13 protein-coding genes are annotated in these 18935 nt (G+C 34.0%); 12 read left to right on the forward strand and 1 reads right to left on the reverse strand.

Annotated elements, in window-relative coordinates; all coding sequences use genetic code 11:
* Window positions 1-3: 3 nt before the first annotated feature.
* The 8 genes from DMB71_RS01290 to DMB71_RS01325 all read left to right on the forward strand — a co-directional run bounded on the left by DMB71_RS01290 (window position 4) and on the right by DMB71_RS01325 (window position 12585).
* Complete coding sequence (locus DMB71_RS01290) at window positions 4-1449, forward strand: RagB/SusD family nutrient uptake outer membrane protein (protein WP_111362984.1); 1446 nt, start codon at window positions 4-6, stop codon at window positions 1447-1449.
* A 15-nt stretch (window positions 1450-1464) separates the two neighbouring features.
* Window positions 1465-2235, forward strand: a complete 771-nt coding sequence (locus DMB71_RS01295; protein WP_111362985.1) for a DUF4843 domain-containing protein — start codon at window positions 1465-1467, stop codon at window positions 2233-2235.
* Window positions 2236-2269: 34 nt separating this feature from the next.
* Window positions 2270-3748 (forward strand): PKD-like family lipoprotein, encoded by a 1479-nt coding sequence (locus DMB71_RS01300; RefSeq protein WP_111362987.1) that lies wholly within the window; start codon window positions 2270-2272, stop codon window positions 3746-3748.
* 65 nt (window positions 3749-3813) lie between these two features.
* The gene (locus tag DMB71_RS01305) at window positions 3814-4686 is read left to right on the forward strand and encodes a thioredoxin family protein (RefSeq protein WP_111362989.1); all 873 of its coding nucleotides are present in this window, start codon (window positions 3814-3816) and stop codon (window positions 4684-4686) included.
* Window positions 4687-4692: 6 nt separating this feature from the next.
* Window positions 4693-6162, forward strand: a complete 1470-nt coding sequence (locus DMB71_RS01310; protein WP_111362995.1) for an aspartyl protease family protein — start codon at window positions 4693-4695, stop codon at window positions 6160-6162.
* A 27-nt stretch (window positions 6163-6189) separates the two neighbouring features.
* Complete coding sequence (locus DMB71_RS22135; RefSeq protein ID WP_239452897.1) at window positions 6190-7572, forward strand: TlpA family protein disulfide reductase; 1383 nt, start codon at window positions 6190-6192, stop codon at window positions 7570-7572.
* Between the two features lie 10 nt (window positions 7573-7582).
* Window positions 7583-10399: a M16 family metallopeptidase gene (locus DMB71_RS01320; protein WP_111362997.1), complete on the forward strand. Its 2817-nt coding sequence runs from the start codon at window positions 7583-7585 to the stop codon at window positions 10397-10399.
* A gap of 143 nt (window positions 10400-10542) precedes the next feature.
* A complete protein-coding gene (locus tag DMB71_RS01325) occupies window positions 10543-12585 on the forward strand; it encodes a protein-disulfide reductase DsbD family protein (RefSeq protein ID WP_111362998.1) in 2043 nt (680 codons plus the stop codon).
* Window positions 12586-12784: 199 nt separating this feature from the next.
* On the opposite strand, the gene DMB71_RS01330 is transcribed toward DMB71_RS01325, so the two are convergent.
* On the reverse strand, window positions 12785-13243 hold the full coding sequence (locus tag DMB71_RS01330) for a DUF1810 domain-containing protein (protein WP_111363000.1): 459 nt from the start codon (window positions 13241-13243) through the stop codon (window positions 12785-12787).
* A 355-nt stretch (window positions 13244-13598) separates the two neighbouring features.
* On the opposite strand from DMB71_RS01330, the gene DMB71_RS01335 reads away from it, so the two are divergent.
* From DMB71_RS01335 to DMB71_RS01350, 4 genes are all read left to right on the forward strand, one after another.
* A complete protein-coding gene (locus tag DMB71_RS01335) occupies window positions 13599-14003 on the forward strand; it encodes a hypothetical protein (RefSeq protein ID WP_111363002.1) in 405 nt (134 codons plus the stop codon).
* A 101-nt stretch (window positions 14004-14104) separates the two neighbouring features.
* Window positions 14105-15760, forward strand: coding sequence for a peptidase domain-containing ABC transporter (locus tag DMB71_RS01340; protein WP_111363003.1), 1656 nt, complete (start codon window positions 14105-14107; stop codon window positions 15758-15760).
* 2 nt (window positions 15761-15762) lie between these two features.
* Entirely contained in the window at window positions 15763-17115 is a 1353-nt protein-coding gene (locus DMB71_RS01345) for an HlyD family secretion protein (RefSeq protein WP_111363005.1), read from the forward strand.
* A 1-nt stretch (window position 17116) separates the two neighbouring features.
* A complete protein-coding gene (locus DMB71_RS01350) occupies window positions 17117-18514 on the forward strand; it encodes a TolC family protein (protein ID WP_111363007.1) in 1398 nt (465 codons plus the stop codon).
* The last annotated feature ends 421 nt before the right edge of the window (window positions 18515-18935 follow it).

Consider the following 18935-nt stretch of genomic DNA (forward strand, 5'->3'; position numbering starts at 1 on the left):
AGTATGAAAAAGTATATATATAAAATTTCATTCCTTTTTCTAGTATCTATTACAGCTGTTGGCTGTAGTGATTTTCTAGATGTGGTGCCGCAGGATAAAATTCTAGAATCGCAGTTATATAACTCAGAGACAGGAGTACAGAATGTGCACAACGGACTTTATCTGCAATTGTCATCGAATAATCTTTATGGTAAACAGCTAAGTATGGATGCTGTTGAGATTTTGGGGCAGCAGTATAATATGACTTCGTACCCTGATAAATCGCTAATAGCAACTTATAACTATGCCGAAAAAAAGCCTAAAGAAATTTTTACAAGTATTTGGGAAACAGCATTTACAACTATTTTATCTGCTAATAAATTTTTAGAAAGCATAGAAGAGCATACTGGTGTAATTTCTGCAGAAAAAGCCGACATGCTAAAAGGTGAAGCGATTGCGATTCGTGCTATGCTTCATTTTGATATGCTGCGTCTTTATGGACCTATTTACAAAGTAGCTCCTGCTGATCCAGGAATTCCTTATTATGATAAGTACGTAACAACCAATAATCCAATTTTGCCAGCTAAAGATGTAATCACAAAAGTGCTTGCAGATTTAGATCAGGCTTTAACTCTTTTGGCAAACGATCCTATTTTGACCACTGGAAAATACGTAGGATCTGGAGCTTTTGGAGGAAACCCGTATTATTCAGTAAACAGAGGAAACAGAATGAATTATCTGGCAGTAAAATGCTTAAAAGCTCGTGTTCTATTGTATTCTGGCGATAAAACAGGTGCTTCTGCTGTAGCAAATGAAGTGATAAATTTTACAAAGTCAAATACATTTTTTCCTTGGACAACCTTTTTAGACGCAACAAATACCGCAAATCCTGATCGTATTTTTTCTTCAGAAAACTTCTTTGCATTAAGCGATTATACTTTATATACCAAACAAAAAGATTTGTTTGATTCTAGTTTGGCTGATGATAAAATATATTCTCCATTATTGACTAGAATCAACGCGGTTTTTGAGTCGAATGATAATGATTATAGAAGTCTTCCAAGCTGGAAAATTCCAATTGTGGGAGGAAAAACTCAGAAAACATTTTATAAATATGAAGATGTTACAGATAAGACTAAAATATTTCGTTTTCAGATTCCGATGTTTAAACTTTCAGAAATGTATTTAATCGCAGCAGAAACTTCAACTGTTCCCGCAACTGGAATATCGTACTTGAATACACTTCGTTTTAACAGAGGCCTCACAAATTTGGCAGCAACGGCAGTTTTGACAACTGAAGTTACAAAAGAATATCGAAAAGAATTTATAGGAGAAGGACAGTTGTTTTTCTATTATAAAAGAATCAATTCTACAGCTATTCCAAACGGTTCGGCATCATCAGGAAATGTCACTATGAGCGCGGTTCAATACGTGGTGCCATTGCCAGATTCTGAAATTAACTTTCAATAATTTAAAAGATTAAATATGAATAAGATATTGATTTTAAGTATAATCTTCGTTTCTTTTTTAGGATTTACATCTTGCGAGAAAGAAGAAATTGCAACGTACCAAGACACAGATAATATTTATTTTTCTAATGCCTTGTATGCACCCAACGGAATTAGCGAACCTGTTCGTGATAGTACGGGGTTTAGTTTCAGTTTAGACAAACCAGCTATTATAGGAAGAATTTTCAAAATTCCCATTAGAGTTCAAGGAAACTTAAGTGATGTAGACAGAAAAGTAAAACTTACTATAGATCCGTCAAGTACAGCTATTGAGGGAACCCATTTTTCGCTTCCCAAAGAAATTTACCTTCATGCAGGAAAAAGGGTAGATACAGTAGATGTTGCCTTTTATAGAACTCCAGATATGAAGACCAATCAGTATACTTTGGTTCTGAATCTCGAAGAAAATGAATGGTTTACCACAAAGATGCAGACAAAAGTAGTGAACTCTATCACGGGAAAAACCATGAGTTTTATTCGATTTAAACTAACTTTTGACGACAAATTAACGCAACCTCCAGGATGGTTTGCCGCTTATTTGGGGGTTTTTACTGCCAAGAAATTCTTTTTAATGTGCGAACTAATGAACTTAGAACCAGAAATGTTTGCACAGAAACTGGGATCTCCAGGATTAACGGTTCCTGACGTGATGTATTATCAAAATTTCATGAAGCGATATTTAGCCGATCAGAAAAAATCTGGAAATACGATTTACGAAGAAGATGGCACAGAAATGTACGTTCTATAATTATCAAATTCATTTCATATAAAAACATATTAAAATGATTAAAAAGATACAAATAAAGATCGCTTTGCTGTTCCTAATGGCTTTAGTGAATAGTTGTGTAAGCGACGAAGGCAATTATAATTATGAGAATATCAATACTTTTCATGTAACTGGTATTGATGAAGCATATACAGTTTATACAGGAGAACGTTTTCAATTGTCTCCAGTTTTGAATCCAACCAAAGATGATGGATCCGATCCTAATCGCTATTCGTTTGAGTGGGTGGCGATAAAGACTACTAGAAACGTTTTAAGTACAAAAAAAGATTTTGATGATTTAGTAAAATTAGCACCTGGAGAATACAAGGTTTACTATTTAATTAAAGATAACGTTACTGGAGTTACTTGGCAGCAAAAACCTTTTACGCTAAATGTAGTTTCTGCTATTTATGAAGGCTGGTTAGTAATAGGTGATGCTGACGGAAAACCAAGATTAGATATGGTTTCTATAATTCCGAACGGTCCTACACGTATTATTTTCAACGTTTTAGACGCAGTAGGTTCTGCTCTAAAATTGGGAGGAAAAGCAGTTGATGTCGAGTGTTTTGGAACAGCACTTTCTACTACTTCCAATACTTACGGGATTTATGTTACTTCTACAGAAACTGGTACGGCTAGATTGGAGCCAGACTCTTTTGCTTGGGCACAATCTCAAAATATAGCTTACGAAAGTGTTGGCGGTTCTTTTGACACCAATTTTGGAGTTGATTTTATGAAATCGGCGGCAGCAGCTGAAAATATAATTTACAGTAAAGGAAATATTTATACTTATGTGAGATCGAATCAAATTAGATATGGTCTGCCTCAAAATATTTTAGATACAGAGACAAAACCTTTTTATGCAGCACCTTTTATTGCTGAGAATCGAGGAACATTTGGCGGTCCTTCTGTTTTTTATGATAAAGACAAGCGTCGTTTTGTGCGCTACAATTTATCTAAAGGAAATTGTTCTGCGATGCCTCCGCTAACAGGTTCTCCAACTGTTTTAGATTGGAATAATACCAATTGCGACTTGGTATTTATGACGACCTCAAACTTTAATTCATATGAAAACTTTGCTGTTTTAAGGAATGTTACAACAGGTAAATTTCACCTGCTGAGATTTAATACATCTTTGACACAAGTGTATTACAAAGAAATCTTGAACGCCCCAGATTTTGATAAAGCCACAAAATTTGCTGTAAGTCCAGATTCTGGTTACTTGTTTTATGCAGTTGGAGGAAAATTATACGAATATGATAACGGAACTCAGACTGCAAAATTAATGCTCGACAAAGGCAGTGAAGAAATCACGTATCTAGATTGCAATGCAAGAGCCAATAAATTGTACAATAAAAAATTAATTGTTGGAAGTTACGGCACAACGGGCAAATTAGAATTATTTACAGTTCCTCCTGTAAATGGAGATTTGGTACTTGATTATAGTTACTCTGGGTTGTGTAAAATTGTTGATGTTGCTTATCGAGCTAGGTAATTAAAAATTGTTAAATCAAAGCCGAATGAATTCTCAAAATTCATTCGGCTAAATACCCACATTTTATGAAACGATTTATTAGAATCGCAAGCGCAGTTTTGCTGCTTGCCTGTCCATCTATTGCCTTAAAAGCACAAGCGCAATCAACTCAAGAAAGTTGGGAACAAGCTAAAAAACAAGCACAAACAGAGAAAAAACTAATCTTTGTAGACTTGTATTTTACAGGATGTATGCCGTGCGCGCAAATGGACAAAGAAGTATTTCCAGACCCGAAAGTTGCTACAGTTTTAAACACTGATTTTGTCACTTTCAAATCAGATATTTTGAAAGAAGAAATCGGTAAAAAGTTATGCATGAAATATGGCGTAACTGGTTTTCCGACTTTTTTACTGATGAATTCTGAAGGGAAAATTATTGATATTGAATCAGGATTTAAAAGCGTAGAACAGCTTACAGCTTTGTTTGAAAACGCTAAAGACTTGGCTAAAAAAGGAATTTTCAAAAAGTATAACTCAGAAATTCAAGAAAAAGACTATCCTGATTTTTACAAAGACGCTTATTTGAACGGAAAAAGAAATGTTTCTTTTGAAACTGCCGATGCTTATTTAAAAACACAGCCATCATTAACGGCTGAAGTTCCCTTTGTTATCATAAGCGGTTTAAGAATTGGGCGCCAATATGATGATTTTTATTTAAAAAATGCCAAACAGCTTTTTAAAGATTATGGTTCTGCAAGTGTTTCAAATCACGTGTTTACGATTCTACAGCGCAAGAAAAAAGAGTTTGAAAAAACGAATGATTTAGCTTCTTTCAAAAAAATTATTGAAGAAATGAAACCGTTTTATTCGGCAGAAGAATACACAAAATATGAAGGCATTTTACTAAAAGATTTTGGCGTAGAAAAGAAAACAGACAATCCTTATACTTTACAAAAGTAACTCGAAATGAAAAAGATACTATTCTTTTTAATATTGATTTCTGGTTGTGCAATTCATGCTCAAAACAGCATTCAAAAATCTATTAAAACTTTCGAAAAAGCTTTTCAGAACAAGAGTTTTGCCGAAATGAAAGATCTTCTGGCACCACAATTTACTGTTGGTGTTGGAGATTCTTCTGCAAACGAATTTTATTTGAACGGAATTTTTAAAGCATTTCCTGCTTTAGATTCCATTCAGGTTGGAAAATCTGTGGCGATTAAAAATGAAACTTTTGTCTTGGTAGATTTTTGTTTTAATGGAAAAGAAAAAAAGCCGTCTCAAATTGTTTTCAATTCAGAAAATAAAATGCTGTATGTGACTTTTTTCGATTCTTTGTACAAAGTTGACAGACACGCGCAAGTAAAACAAGTAGCAAGTATTCCGTTTGAAATTATAGAAAACGGAATTGCCATTAAAATAAAACTGAATAAAGCCGATCGCGAATTTTTAATGCTTTTTGATACAGGCGCCGACGGCATGGCGCTTAATCCAGACAGCGCGTACAAAGCTGGAGTTGTCGTTACCAAAAGTAAATCGGCGTCTGTAGTTGGCGGAAGTCAGCAAGTGCAATATTCTGCAGATAATACCATTTATATTGGCGATCAGGTTCTGAAAAATCAAGGTTTGGTTATTTTTCCAAAACATGGTGTTTACGACGGATTGTTTGGTGCAAATCTGCTTCGAAATTTTATCACATCGGTCAATTTTGACACCATGACAATTGACTTGTACAATTTCGGAAATTTTAATTATTGGGGAAAAGCAAAGCCATTGGTTTTTGATTATAAATCGGGACTTCCGGTAGTAAAAATGAATCTGACTTTTGAAGATAAAAAAACAGTCGAAGGCAGTTTCACTTTTGATACTGGAGCAGGTTACGACTTAATTGCTTATGGACCTTTTAATCATAAAAACAATCTAGAAGCAAGTCTAAAAACCGAATATAAATCAGTCAATTTCAGTTTAGGAAAACAAACTGGAATTGTTGGTGGCACTATTCCAAATGTTGCCATAAACGGAAACAATTTTCCAAACGTGACAATTGCTTTGCAGGAATATGACGAAGCCAATAAAAACTGGGCTTTCGCCGATGGATCTCTCGGAATTGACTTAATCCGACGATTCAATTTTACAATCAATTTATTGGATAAAACCGTTTATCTGGAGCCCAATAAAAATTTCAAAAAAGCATCTTCATTTTATTTAAGCGGACTCATTTTAGATTTTGACGAAAACCAAAATCTTATTGTAAAGAAAATTATTGATCAGGAGAATGAAGATTTAAAAAAAGTGAAAATTGATGCAAAAGTTACACAAATCAATGATTTTGAAGCCAAAGATTTATTTAATCCAGAAAATCTTAAAAAACTGAAAGAAACTAAAGAAAGAGATTTTATTATTGAACAAGGCGATCAATCCATGAGGATTTCAATTTAAAACTATCAACCAAAAAACAAAGAAACTATGAAAAAACACATTTTTTATTTCATTTTTACCTTCATCATGGTTCAAGTGAGTTTTGCTGCAAACCTTTCAGAATATGCAGTAATTAGAGGAACAATTTCAATTCCAGATTTAAAAACAAAAGAAATTACACTTTACAATGTTGAAGACGGAAAGCCAGTCGTTGCTGCTACCGCAAAAGTCAATTCGCTGGGGGAATTCGGCTTTATGACACCAGTTTCAGCTGCTGGCTTTTATTATGTAGATTACGGACAATTTAAAAGCAGAAACCAATTAATTCGCTTGTACTTAGAACCGAAATTAGATATTAATCTTGTGGTTAATAAAAAGGATTATGTTTTAAGCGGAAAGAATATTGGACAAAATGCTTTGGTGCAAAAAGCAAATGAAATCTACAACGAATTTGCGCCATTTGCCCGTTTGGGTGAAAATCTATCGTATGTAGAATTTTATCCTTTTATTGATAAAGGTCTTGCCAAAGCAGATGAATTTTCAAAATCGATTAAAACGAAAGATGCCAACTTCAATAAACTATTAAAATTGGCTATAGCAACAGATGTTGAAGAACTAACGTATACTTTTTTCAGAATGCCAAGATCTGTGTTTCCAGACAAAGACGATCGTCCAGCAGTAATCAAAACTTGGATGACAGACAAAAAGTTTACAGATCCAGATTTGTTGAAATTAGCAAATGGAGTTTCTTTAATGACAAATTATTTTTTCTATGTAAGCATTAATGGCGGAGAGAAACCAAAACGTTTGGACTTAACAGAAGCGATTACTCATATTACAGATCCAGCATTAAAAGACGCATACCTTCGTGAAGAAGTTGCCACTTCAAGAATGAAAATTGAAGAATACGAAAAAATTGCGCCAAGCATTAAGCCTTTCATGATTTCTGATGCGAGTAAAACATTTTTATTAGAATATGAAAAAGTATTGCATAAAAATGTGGGACAAAAAGGTTTAGATTTTACATACAACGACATTAACGACAAACCAGTTTCTTTTTCTGATTTTAAAGGTAAATTTGTGTACATCGATTTGTGGGCAACTTGGTGCGGACCATGTAAAGCAGAGATTCCTCACATGAAAAAAATAGAAGAAGATTATCACGGAAAAAATATTGTTTTTGTAAGTCTTTCGTTAGATAAACCAAAAGACGCACAAAAATGGAAAGATTATGTTACAAAAGAACAATTAAAAGGAATTCAGTTAATGGCAGATAAAGATTTTGGTTCTGATGTAGCTAAAAACTACGATGTAAATGCGATTCCGAGATTTTTATTGTTTGATCCAAAAGGAAACATTATCAATGCAGATGCGCTTCGTCCGTCAAATCCAGAGTTGAGAGTGCAACTTGATAAATTATTGAAAGGTTAATATTAGCTTTATGAAATACAGCAAAAAAATATCAGTTTTACTTCTTTTTATCGGAAGTTTAACTTTCGCGCAAGCGCAAAACTTTAAAGCAACAGACCCAATTGCGGTCAATCAAAAAATTAAAAAAGGTGTACTTCCAAACGGAATGACGTATTATATTTATCCGACAGATGTCAATAAAAATACGGCGAGTTATTACATCATTCAGAATGTTGGATCGATTTTAGAAAACGACCAGCAAAAAGGTTTGGCGCATTTCTTGGAGCACATGGCGTTTAACGGAACGAAAAATTTTGAAGGGAAAGGAATCCTGAACACGCTTCAAAAACAAGGTGCTGTTTTCGGCAGAAATATAAACGCGTATACAAGCACAGACGAAACCGTTTACAACTTAGATAATATTCCGTCAAAAGATGGTGGAGTTGTCGATACTTGTTTGCTGGTTTTGCACGATTGGTCTAATTTTTTATCGCTTACGAATGAAGAAATTGATGCCGAACGTGGTGTAATTACCGAAGAATGGCGTACGAGACAAAATGCAAGAGCCAGAATCTACAATCAGTTGGCGCCGTATTATTACAACAATTCGCTTTATGCAGATCGCATGCCGATTGGCGATATGGAAATCATTAAAAACTTTAAATATCAAGTTTTAAAAGATTTTTATAAAGATTGGTATCGTCCAGATTTGCAGGCAATCGCAATTGTGGGGGATATTAATGCAGATGAAATCGAAGCAAAAATCAAAAAACTTTTTGCAGATATTCCGACACCAGTAAATCCTAAAAAACGTTTTGAAATTGCTATTCCAGAAAGAGTAGAACCAACCTTCAAATTGGCTTTAGACAAAGAAATTTCGGCTTCAGGCATCAGTTTTATGATTCGCCATGTTTCGGAAAAACCAACAGGAACTTATGCCGAATTAGAAAAATCTACTCAAAGAAGTCTTGCTTTTTCTATTCTAAATAATCGTTTAGCCGAAATGGCGCAGAAACAAGAATGCCCATTTAAAAGCGCATCAGTTGGATATCAAAGTTATTCCCGTTTGAATGATATCTGGATTTTGAGCGTTTCTCCAAAACCAGAAAAACAAGCGGAAGCTTTTGCAATGGTAATGAATGAATGGGTTCGCGCCTATAAATTTGGTTTTTCTAAAGGAGAAATTGAAAGAGCTGTTGCAGAAAATATTTCAGGTTACGAAAATTATTTAGAAAAACTAAATGAGATTTCGCATAAAGATGTTATCGGAATGGTAAAAGATGATTATTTAAATCATGAAGTCATTGCCGATCCAAAAGCAGAATTTGAAATGGTAAAAGACATCTTGAAAAATGTTGATACCAAAATTCTTCAAGAGCAAATCAGTAAATTATATACGGCACAAAATCGTGTTGTAGCGGTTACAGGCGTAGAAAACGAAAACAACTTAACGCAAGAAAAAGCTTTTGATATTATCCAGAAAGCAGAAAATGATGCTTCGTTACAGCCTTATGTGGATACTTTTGAAGGAAAAACACTTTTAGGAAATCTGAAAATCAATTCAGGAAAAATTGTTTCGGAGAAAAAAGAAAAGGCAATAGATGCGACCACTTTTGTATTGAGCAATGGCGTAAAAGTGCATTACAAATTTGCAGATAAAAATAAAAAAGAGGTAGAGCTTAAAGCAGAAAGTTTTGGCGGAACTTCATTGTACGAACCACAAGATCTTCCGTCAATTGGGCGTACGACAACTTTGGCGATGATGTCTGGAGTTGGAGAACTTTCTAATGTTGATTTAGATAAAGTTTTGAAAGGAAAAATTGCTAATTCTTCTGTAGGTATCAGTTCGCTTAAAGAAACCATTTCAGGTTCTGCAAATGTAAAAGATATTGAAACGATGATGCAATTGATTCATTTGCGTTTTGTACAGCCAAGATTTGATAATCAGATGTATGCGCTTTTAAAACAAAGATTGCAAAATTCACTTAAAAACAGAGCAAACGATATCAATGCAAAAATGGATGACAGTTTATCTGTTGTAGTTTACGGAAAAAACAACCCGAGAGTACAGCCATTCAATCAAAAATATATCGACGATTTATCTTTTGATAAAATGAAAGCTTTCTATCTGGACCGTTTTGCAGATGTTTCAAACTTTGAATTTTATATTGTTGGAGATGTTACGCCAGAAGTTTTAAAACCTTTATTAGAAAAATATATTGCGAGTATAAACGGAATCAAACGAAAAGAAAAGTTTAAAACAGAAGTTCCGAAATGGACATCGAATAAAATTGACAGAGATGTTTTCATCAAAATGGAAACTCCAAAAAGTTCTGTTCGAATTGCCTTCGTAAAAGATGTTGCTTTTTCTCAAAAAAATAGAATTTTAGTTTCCTATTTAAGTGATGTTCTAACTTTGCGTTATACCGAAAGTCTTCGCGAAAAAGAAGGCGGAACTTACGGTGCGCAAGTAAGAGGAAGTATGGATAAACTTCCGATTTCTAAAGCAAATCTTCAGATTAATTTTGATTGTGATGCTGATAAAGTGGAGCATTTACTGCCAATTGTATATCAGGAAATTGATAAAATCAAAAAAGGAGAAATTGCTCCTGAAGACATTGAGAAAACAAGAACAAATTATTTAAAATCGAGAGAAGACAGCAAAAACTTCAATAGTTATAGCATGAACTTGATTTATAACTATTTTGAGAATGCTTACGATATGAATGATCCTAAAAATTATGTTGATATTGTAAAAAGCATCACGGCAAAAGACATTCAGGAATTTGCTAATTCATTTTTAGATAAAGCTGATTCTATGGAAGTCGTTTTCAAACCATTAAAATAATCTGACCCTTTTTATTTATTAGAGTTTAATTTGTATTTCCCTATCAAATAGTATTTTGGATTAGTAAGCAATTTAACTTGTATAGCGGAATACTTAGAGGGTTGTTTTTTGCTATTCAACCCTCTTTTTAAAGATTTTTACCCATGAAAAAGAATATTTTTTTACTGGGCTTTTTCCTGCTGTTTTCCATATTCGTAAAGGCTCAGATATACAATCCCATAAAATGGAAAACCAGTGTCGAGAAAATTTCTGATACTGAATACGAATTGCAGGCAAAAGCCATTATAGAATCGGGCTGGCATTTATACAGTCAGGAAGTTTCAGACGGAGGTCCGATTCCAACCCATTTTAATTTTATAAAAAGCGCCGATTTTCAGTTAACAGATGCTGTAAAAGAAGAAAAAGGAAAAACGGTTAACGATCCTGTTTTCAAGATGCAGATTAAGTTTTTTGAAAAAGAAACCACTTTTAAACAGCGCGTTAAAATACTTTCGTCCAAACCTTTCAAAATTAAAGCCGAAGTTGAGTTTATGGTTTGTAATGATGAAAATTGTTTGCCGCCAAGTTCAGACGAATTGGAGTTTGCCATTAGCCCTTCCGCGAAAGCAAAAACTTTAATTGAAGCAGCAGTAAAAGAAGAAATAAAAACAGCTGCAATTGATTCTTCGGTTGCTGAAATAAAAGAAAAAACGGAAGAAATTATTCCTGCTGAAGTGGTAAAAACGCCTCAGAAAGAAATCAAAAAAAGAGAACCAAAAACCGAAATAAGAAGTTTATGGACGATTTTTTTATTGTCGTTTTTCTCTGGATTTGCTGCATTGTTAACGCCTTGTGTTTTCCCGATGATTCCGATGACGGTGAGTTTTTTTACCAAACAAAGTAAAACCAAATCGCAAGGAATTAGAAAAGCTGTTTTTTACGGAATCGCCATTATTGCTATTTATATCTTTTTGGGAGCGGTCGTAACTTGGGCTTTTGGAGCAGATTCGCTAAATGCGCTTTCTACAAATGTTTGGTTCAATCTGATCTTTTTTGTGCTTTTAATGATTTTTGCGTTTTCGTTTTTAGGAGCATTCGAAATTATGTTGCCAAATGCATGGGCAAACAAAGTCGATTCACAGGCAGATAGAGGCGGAATTGTCGGAATATTATTTATGGCTTTGGCCTTGGCAATTGTTTCTTTTTCTTGTACAGGACCAATTGTAGGAACTTTATTGGTCGAAGCGGCTTCTCGTGGCGGAATTGCACCTTTTGTCGGAATGTTTGGATTTTCTCTGGCTTTGGCTTTGCCATTTACACTTTTTGCAGCTTTTCCAGGTTGGCTAAACTCGCTTCCAAAATCGGGTGGATGGCTAAATTCTGTAAAAGTCTTTTTGGGATTTTTAGAAATGGCTCTTGCCTTCAAATTTCTGTCAAATGCCGATTTGGTTCTGCAATTGCATTGGCTAGAAAGAGAAACGTTTCTCGCAATTTGGATTGCTATTTTTGGAACATTGGCTTTTTATCTATTCGGGAAAATTCAATTACCTCATGATAGTCCGGTTTCCAATATAAGCGTTGGGAGATTAGGATTAGGAGTTTTGGTTTTGGCTTTCACTATTTATTTAATTCCGGGTATTTGGGGCGCGCCTCTTAAAATGATTAGCGGTTTTCCGCCACCGATGCATTACAGCGAAATTCCAAACGGATTGAATAATTCCGCTTCAAAAGAAATAACCCAAAATCTTCCAGAAGGAGCAGAGCTTGGACCGCATAATATTATGGCTTTTACCGATTATGATTTAGGGATGCAATATGCCAAAAAAATCGGAAAACCTGTTATGATAGACTTTACAGGTCACGCTTGTGTAAATTGCCGAAAAATGGAAGATAACGTTTGGTCTGACGAAAAGGTTCAGAAAATCTTAAAAGGCGATTTGGTTTTAATCTCGCTTTATGTAGATGACAAAAGAGAACTGAATCCGAGCGAGCAGGTCACTTCTCAGATAACTGGGAAAAAATTAAAATATATAGGTCAGAAATGGAGCGAATTCCAAACACTGACGTATAAAACAAACGCACAGCCATTTTATGTTTTGGTAGACCATAATGGAGAAACACTCAACGAAACTTCAGCTTATAATCCAGATATCGAAGAATATTTGAATTGGCTTAAAAAAGGAGTTTCTAATTTTGAGAAAAGCTAATAAAAAAGATGTTTCAGAAAGATTTATATGTCGCTCCGCTGGAGCTTTTTGATTCTCAAAGATAATCTTTGCTATAAATATTCTGCTCCGCGGAAGCAGTTTCAGAAATAAGGCTGATTCATTTTGAATCAGCCTTATTTTTTTATTTTTGAAGTAGAAAGCTCCGGAGGAGTTTAATATTTATCTCTATGAGGCTTTTTTACATATTTCTTTGTTCCGCTAGGAACATTTCATTGGTAGTAAAATTTAAAGTCAATTGGTCCAAATGTCCAAAGAAAAAAGTATCGAGAATTTCCTGAAAAACAGGATGCGCGTTTTCTACCTGAACAAATAAACTCATTGACGAATGCAATTTTCGAGCATCTAGTTCGCCCAAAATACCTTCAGCCGATTTCTTTTTAAAAGTTAAAAGAAGTTTCGAGATTTCAATTAAATGTTTCGATAAAATAGGATGATTTAGAAATTCTGTTGCTTCTTTTAAATCGGCAACAGCATAATAATCAGAAATGGCACTTTTTCCTAAACCTTTAATCTGCGGAAAAATAAACCACATCCAATTGGTTTCTTTTTTTCCTTTTTTAATTTCAGATAAAGCAGTCAGATAAAGTTTGTTCTGAGCATCTAAAAATCGGGTCAAATCATCTTTTGCGTAGATCATCTCTAGATTAGGTATTAAAGGGTTTCTAAATCGGGTTTCTGTAATTGGTAACACGGTATTATTTCTTTATTTTAAACTTCGTCGAATTTTTGATACCCAAAAGTAAAGTGTCTATTTCTGTAGGAGTTATAGAATTGCTGTTAGTAGTTACATAATTCCGACAGACGTGTAAGAATGCCTTGTTAATATAATTCTAAAGTTTTTAATCATTCTAAATTCTAATGTTATTTTAATGTTCTAGAAAAAAAATGGGTATAACTTGCGCGCTCATTAAAATTAGAGTAAACGCCTTAAATCATTGAGATTTTGATTCAAAAACGATGTGATTTAATTAAACTTTTAGCCTTTTTAGAATATGTTGAACAAAATTAAAAATAGCTTTTTATGCAAATGCCTTCAGGCGTTGCTTGTCGGCTATTTTCTAATTAGCAGTTTAAATATTTCTAATAGCGTAGGGAGAATCTTAAGCGATAATGCTGAAACTTATACAGTAAAAGGCATTACGTGCAACTTCCTGAAAAAAATCTTTAAATGTGATGGAGTTCCAGAAGAATTGGAAGACTACAAAACAAAAGATACCAAAACAGCCAAATTAGCAAAAGGAATTCCTCTAATGGAATATTTGGTTTCATCAGAATCACTGATGCCTAATTTTTATTTTTTAATAGAATCTGAAGGGAAAAAATATATTGATAACACAATCTTCTCGTTTGGTTTTCATGGTAAAATAGATATACCACCTCCTCGGCTGAATTCATAAATACTTGTTTTTTAAGGATTAGGACGAGAATCTTAATCCATATTTGCGGTTTTTGCCGTATATTTATTCTATGTAATAATCTTGTATTTATACTTAAATTCATGACACCATTCAAACGATTTTACAACTTATTGCAGCTAGATAAGCGCGATGTGTATCAAATTATCTTCTATGCTGCGTTTGCAGGGTTAGTAAATCTTTCTCTGCCTTTGGGAATCCAAGCCATTATTAATTTTATTCAAAGCGGACAGCTAAGCGTCTCGTGGATCGTTCTCGTAATTTTGGTTACGGTCGGAGTAGGCTTTGGCGGAGTGCTGACTATTTTGCAACTGCGTATTGTAGAGAATCTGCAGCAGCGAATTTTTGTTAGATCTTCTTTTGAATTTGCCTACAGAATGCCCTTAATTAAATTTAAAGAAATGTACTCAGAGTATGCTCCAGAAAAAGCAAATCGTTTTTTCGATACTTTGATGGTGCAGAAAGGAACTGCAAAACTATTGCTTGATTTCTGTACAGCGTTCCTTCAGGTTGGTCTGGGGATTATTTTATTAGTGCTTTACCATTCTTTCTTTATGGTAATCGGACTCCTATTTATTGTCATATTATATGTCATTTTTAAATTTTCGTACAGAGACGGTTTAGAAACCAGTTTGAACGAATCCAAATTTAAATATAAAGTAGCAGCATGGCTTCAGGAAATTGCACGTAACAGAGAAAGTTTCCGTAGGAAAGGAGCTTTTGAATATGCTTTGGAAAGAAATGATGGCTACGTAACAAATTATGTCAATTACCGTGAAAAACACTTTCAGGTAATGAAAAAACAATATATTCAGCTTACTATCTTTAAAGTAATTGTTACTGCTGCCTTATTATCGATCGGTGGTTTTCTGGTAATTCACCACCAAATGAACATAGGGCAGTTCGTAGCAGCTGAAATCGTAATTGTATTGTTGATCAATTCAGTAGAAAAAATCATCTTCGGATTGGAATCTTTCTATGATGTTTTGACTTCTGTCGAAAAAATTGGTCAGGTAACCGATATGGAAACTTCATGCATTCCTCAGACTTCAGGCAAGACAGAAAACGGAATAAATATCGAAACCGAAAGCATCAGTTACCATTATCCAGAACACAATAAAAAATCGCTTAAAAATATTAATTTGAAAATTTCGCAAGGCGAAAAAATTATTCTTACTGGAACAAATGGTGCAGGAAAAAGTACTTTGTTGCGACTTCTTTCGGGTGTTTTGGAACCAGTAAGCGGTGCCATGTATGTTACCGATAATTATATGAATCGCCTTAACGAAGATACATACAGAGCTCAGGCAGGAACTTTTTTGCAGGGAGATACGCTTTTTGCAGGAACCATACGCGAGAATATTGTTTTTGGAAATGAAGAATTAAACAGCGATGATTTAAAATGGGCTTTAGATAATGTTGGACTGACGCCGTATATTAAAACTTTTGAGAACGGATTGGAAAATCAAATCCATCCCGGCGGTCGTGAACTTTCTGCTTCTGATGTTCAAAAAATTCTTTTGGCAAGAAGTATTGTGGGTAAACCAAATATCTTATTCTTAGAAGATCCAGTTGATAAAATGGACGATATTACTTCGAGTAAAATTGTTGATTTTTTACTTTCTGAAGAAAATGACTGGACGGTTATTGTAACTTCTAAAAGTGATGTTTGGAAAAGCAAATGCAGTCGTATGATTACGATTGATGACGGAAAAATTATTAACGACATAAAGCTTTAATCATGCTCAACCTATCTAAAGATAACAACGTACTTATAACGCCGGGCAAATACAAATCGATTACAAGCGTTGCCCGAAGACCTCATTACGAAATTTTAAACAAAGTCATAATCGGATTTTTGATTTTTTGTGTTGCCTGTCTTTTTTTGCCTTGGACACAAAATATTTCTGGAACAGGTTCTGTTACGACTTTAAAACCAGATCAAAGACCGCAAACAGTGCATAATGCTATTGCTGGTAGAATCGAAAAATGGTTTGTAAAAGAAGGCGATTATGTAAAAAAAGGAGATACGATACTTTACATTTCGGAGATTAAAGAAGATTATCTAGATCCCAATTTGGTTGACAATACCAAACAGCAGGTAGATGCCAAAAAAATGGCGGTAGAATCGTATAGTGATAAAGTTAATTCTCTTGATGTTCAGGCACAATCGCTTAACACAGAAAGACAATTGAAACTGCAGCAGGCGCAAAACAAAATTCGTCAGTCACAGCTTAAAATAAAAAGTGACAGTATGGATTTGGTTGCGGTAAAAACACAGCTTCGAATTGCAAAAACACAATTTGACCGTTCGACTGCTTTAAACAAAGAAGGTTTAAAACCAATGACAGATGTTGAGCAGAAAAGATTAAAACTGCAAGAGTCAGAAGCATATGTGATTACGCAGGAAAATAAATTGCTGAGCAGTAAAAACGAATTGATAAATGCGAGAGTAGAAATCAATAGAATCACTGCTGAATATGCAGAGAAAATATCAAAATCAAGAAGTGATAAATTTACGGCTTTAAGCACGCAATATGATACAGAAGCTCAGGTTAACAAACTAGAAAACCAATATACCAATTACAGACTTAGAAATGGTTTGTACTACATTACAGCGCCACAAAGCGGTTATGTAAACCGTGCTTTATTGGCTGGTCTTGGAGAAACCATTAAAGAAGGAACTCCTGTTGTTAGCATCATGCCGTCTAAATATGATATTGCGGTAGAAACGTATGTAGATCCAATCGATTTGCCTTTGGTTCATAAAGGGGCAAAAGTTCGCGTCTGGTTTGATGGATGGCCTAGAATTGTATTTTCTGGATGGCCTGGATTGTCTTATGGAACTTACGGGGGTAAAGTTGTAGCCATAGAGAATTTTATTAGTCCAAACGGAAAATACAGAATTCTGGTTTCGCCAGATGGAGAAGATCGCCATTGGCCAAAAGAACTTAGTATTGGTGCTGGAGCACAGAGTATTGCATTGCTGGAAACCGTTTCGGTTTGGTATGAGATTTGGCGAAACTTAAATGGTTTCCCGCCAAACTATTATAATTCAGGAGAAAAAGAAGAAAAAGGAAAGGAGAAAAAGTAAAATGAGAAATCTTGTAAAGTTGTTTTCTTTCTTATTTCTATTGAGTTTTTCTACAATTCAGAGCCAGAATTTTAATCAAGAGGAACTTACTTTTATCGAGTATTTGGGATATGTAAAAAAATACCATCCTTTGGTAAAACAAGCCAATCTTGAAGTCACAAACGCTCAAGCAAAATTGATGCTGGCTCGAGGCGGATTTGATCCAAAAATTGAAGTAGATTACAATAAGAAAGAATTTAAAGGCACAGAATACTATTCGATATTAAACAGCAGTTTCAAAATTCCAACTTGGTACGGAATTGAAGTTAAAGCAGGTTTTGACGATACAGAAGGGCAATATCTTAACCCGCAGAACAAAACGCCAGAAGCAGGTTTAACTTCGCTTGGAATTAATGTTGCGTTAGGCCAAGGAATGTTCATTAACCAAAGAATGGCTGATGTTCGTGAAGGAAAACTTAATGTAAAACTAAGTGACGCTCAAAGAAAACTGAGAGCTATTGAAGTTTTATACCAAGCAAGTGAGGCCTATTTTGAATGGAGAAAAAGTTACAACGAAGCCGAACTGTATAAAAATTATTTAGGTTTTGCCAGCACTCGTTTTGAAGGTGTTAAAAAACTAATTGCAGCAGGCGACGCGCCAGCAATTGACAGTGTTGAAGCTAAAATTACAGTTAGAAACAGAGAGCTGAATGTTGAAAACGGAAATTTAAAATTGGCAAAAGCAAAATTGAAACTGGCCAATTTTTTATGGATTGAAAATGTTCCTGTTGAATTGGGAGAATTGGTTAAACCAGAGCAGAACTTAATTCAGACTATAGAAGAAACTTTAAAAACTGATGCCATGATGGTCGATGTAGAATCATTAGATTCGCACCCAAAAATTCAGTCTTTAGAAACTAAAATGGATATTCTAGAAGTCAACCGTCAGCTGAAAGCCAATTCGTTGCTTCCGAAAATAAATGTGGGATACAACTATATTTCAGAACCCAATTACTGGAGTAATTTCAACGCCGATGATTATAAGTTTAACATCGATTTCAGTTTTCCAATTTTCTTAAGAAAAGAAAGAGGAAGTTTAAAAATGGCAAAACTGAAAATTCAAGATATGCAGTTTGATATTGGCCAGCAACGTTTGGAACTTAAAAATAAAATAAAAGCGCAACAGACTGAAATTGCTTCTTTGAGAAAACAGAAAGTTGTAATTGACAATTTAGTAAAAGATTATATGACGATGCTGAACTCAGAAGAAAAATTATTTTCGTTTGGAGAAAGTTCGATTTTCTTGATCAATTCAAGAGAAAACAATTTAGTTAGCGCCAAGCTTTCGCAAATAAGTTTAGAAAATCAGTTTTATCTGTCGAATGCCGAATTGTATAAAATATTGGCAAATCCGGATTGATTTTAAAAAACATGCAGTTTATACCGTCTGCATTATATTAATTTTCAGAATTTGAGTTTAAAAAAGCTTTAGATGTTTGTCTAAAGCTTTTTTTATATAGGGTTATTTCTTTTATAGCTATTTTTTAAATTGAATTTCTCTCCTGAAATGTTTTTTTTTTTATTTATTTATTTTTTATTTGTAACTAATTAAAAATGAGTACTTTTATATTGAAATTAGTGTTTCTTTTTTGATAAAATAATTTTTATTATGGAGAATTTGAAAAAGATATCATTCTAATCATAATCTGTTTTTTTACTACAAGCCTTCTATTTAAATCTAGCATTCTTCTCAAAAACAGTTAGTTAAAGAATATTTAAATTTATATAGTTTCACTCTAGTGTATAATCTTTGAATATTATAATAGTCGGATTTTAAATTT

Origin of the sequence: Flavobacterium tistrianum (genome assembly GCF_003254545.1) — a bacterium.
In the GTDB taxonomy this organism is placed as follows: Bacteria; Bacteroidota; Bacteroidia; order Flavobacteriales; family Flavobacteriaceae; genus Flavobacterium; species Flavobacterium tistrianum.

Excerpts from the sequence above, each read along its gene's own strand:
- DMB71_RS01290 (WP_111362984.1), top strand. The coding sequence starts at position 4 with ATGAAAAAGTATATATATAAAATTTCATTCCTTTTTCTAGTATCTATT.
- DMB71_RS01320 (WP_111362997.1), top strand. The coding sequence starts at position 7,583 with ATGAAATACAGCAAAAAAATATCAGTTTTACTTCTTTTTATCGGAAGT.
- DMB71_RS01340 (WP_111363003.1), top strand. The coding sequence starts at position 14,105 with ATGACACCATTCAAACGATTTTACAACTTATTGCAGCTAGATAAGCGC.
- DMB71_RS01350 (WP_111363007.1), top strand. The coding sequence starts at position 17,117 with ATGAGAAATCTTGTAAAGTTGTTTTCTTTCTTATTTCTATTGAGTTTT.
- DMB71_RS22135 (WP_239452897.1), top strand. The coding sequence starts at position 6,190 with ATGAAAAAACACATTTTTTATTTCATTTTTACCTTCATCATGGTTCAA.
- DMB71_RS01295 (WP_111362985.1), top strand. The coding sequence starts at position 1,465 with ATGAATAAGATATTGATTTTAAGTATAATCTTCGTTTCTTTTTTAGGA.
- DMB71_RS01335 (WP_111363002.1), top strand. The coding sequence starts at position 13,599 with ATGTTGAACAAAATTAAAAATAGCTTTTTATGCAAATGCCTTCAGGCG.
- DMB71_RS01330 (WP_111363000.1), bottom strand. The coding sequence starts at position 13,243 with ATGATCTACGCAAAAGATGATTTGACCCGATTTTTAGATGCTCAGAAC.
- DMB71_RS01310 (WP_111362995.1), top strand. The coding sequence starts at position 4,693 with ATGAAAAAGATACTATTCTTTTTAATATTGATTTCTGGTTGTGCAATT.
- DMB71_RS01300 (WP_111362987.1), top strand. The coding sequence starts at position 2,270 with ATGATTAAAAAGATACAAATAAAGATCGCTTTGCTGTTCCTAATGGCT.
- DMB71_RS01305 (WP_111362989.1), top strand. The coding sequence starts at position 3,814 with ATGAAACGATTTATTAGAATCGCAAGCGCAGTTTTGCTGCTTGCCTGT.
- DMB71_RS01345 (WP_111363005.1), top strand. The coding sequence starts at position 15,763 with ATGCTCAACCTATCTAAAGATAACAACGTACTTATAACGCCGGGCAAA.
- DMB71_RS01325 (WP_111362998.1), top strand. The coding sequence starts at position 10,543 with ATGAAAAAGAATATTTTTTTACTGGGCTTTTTCCTGCTGTTTTCCATA.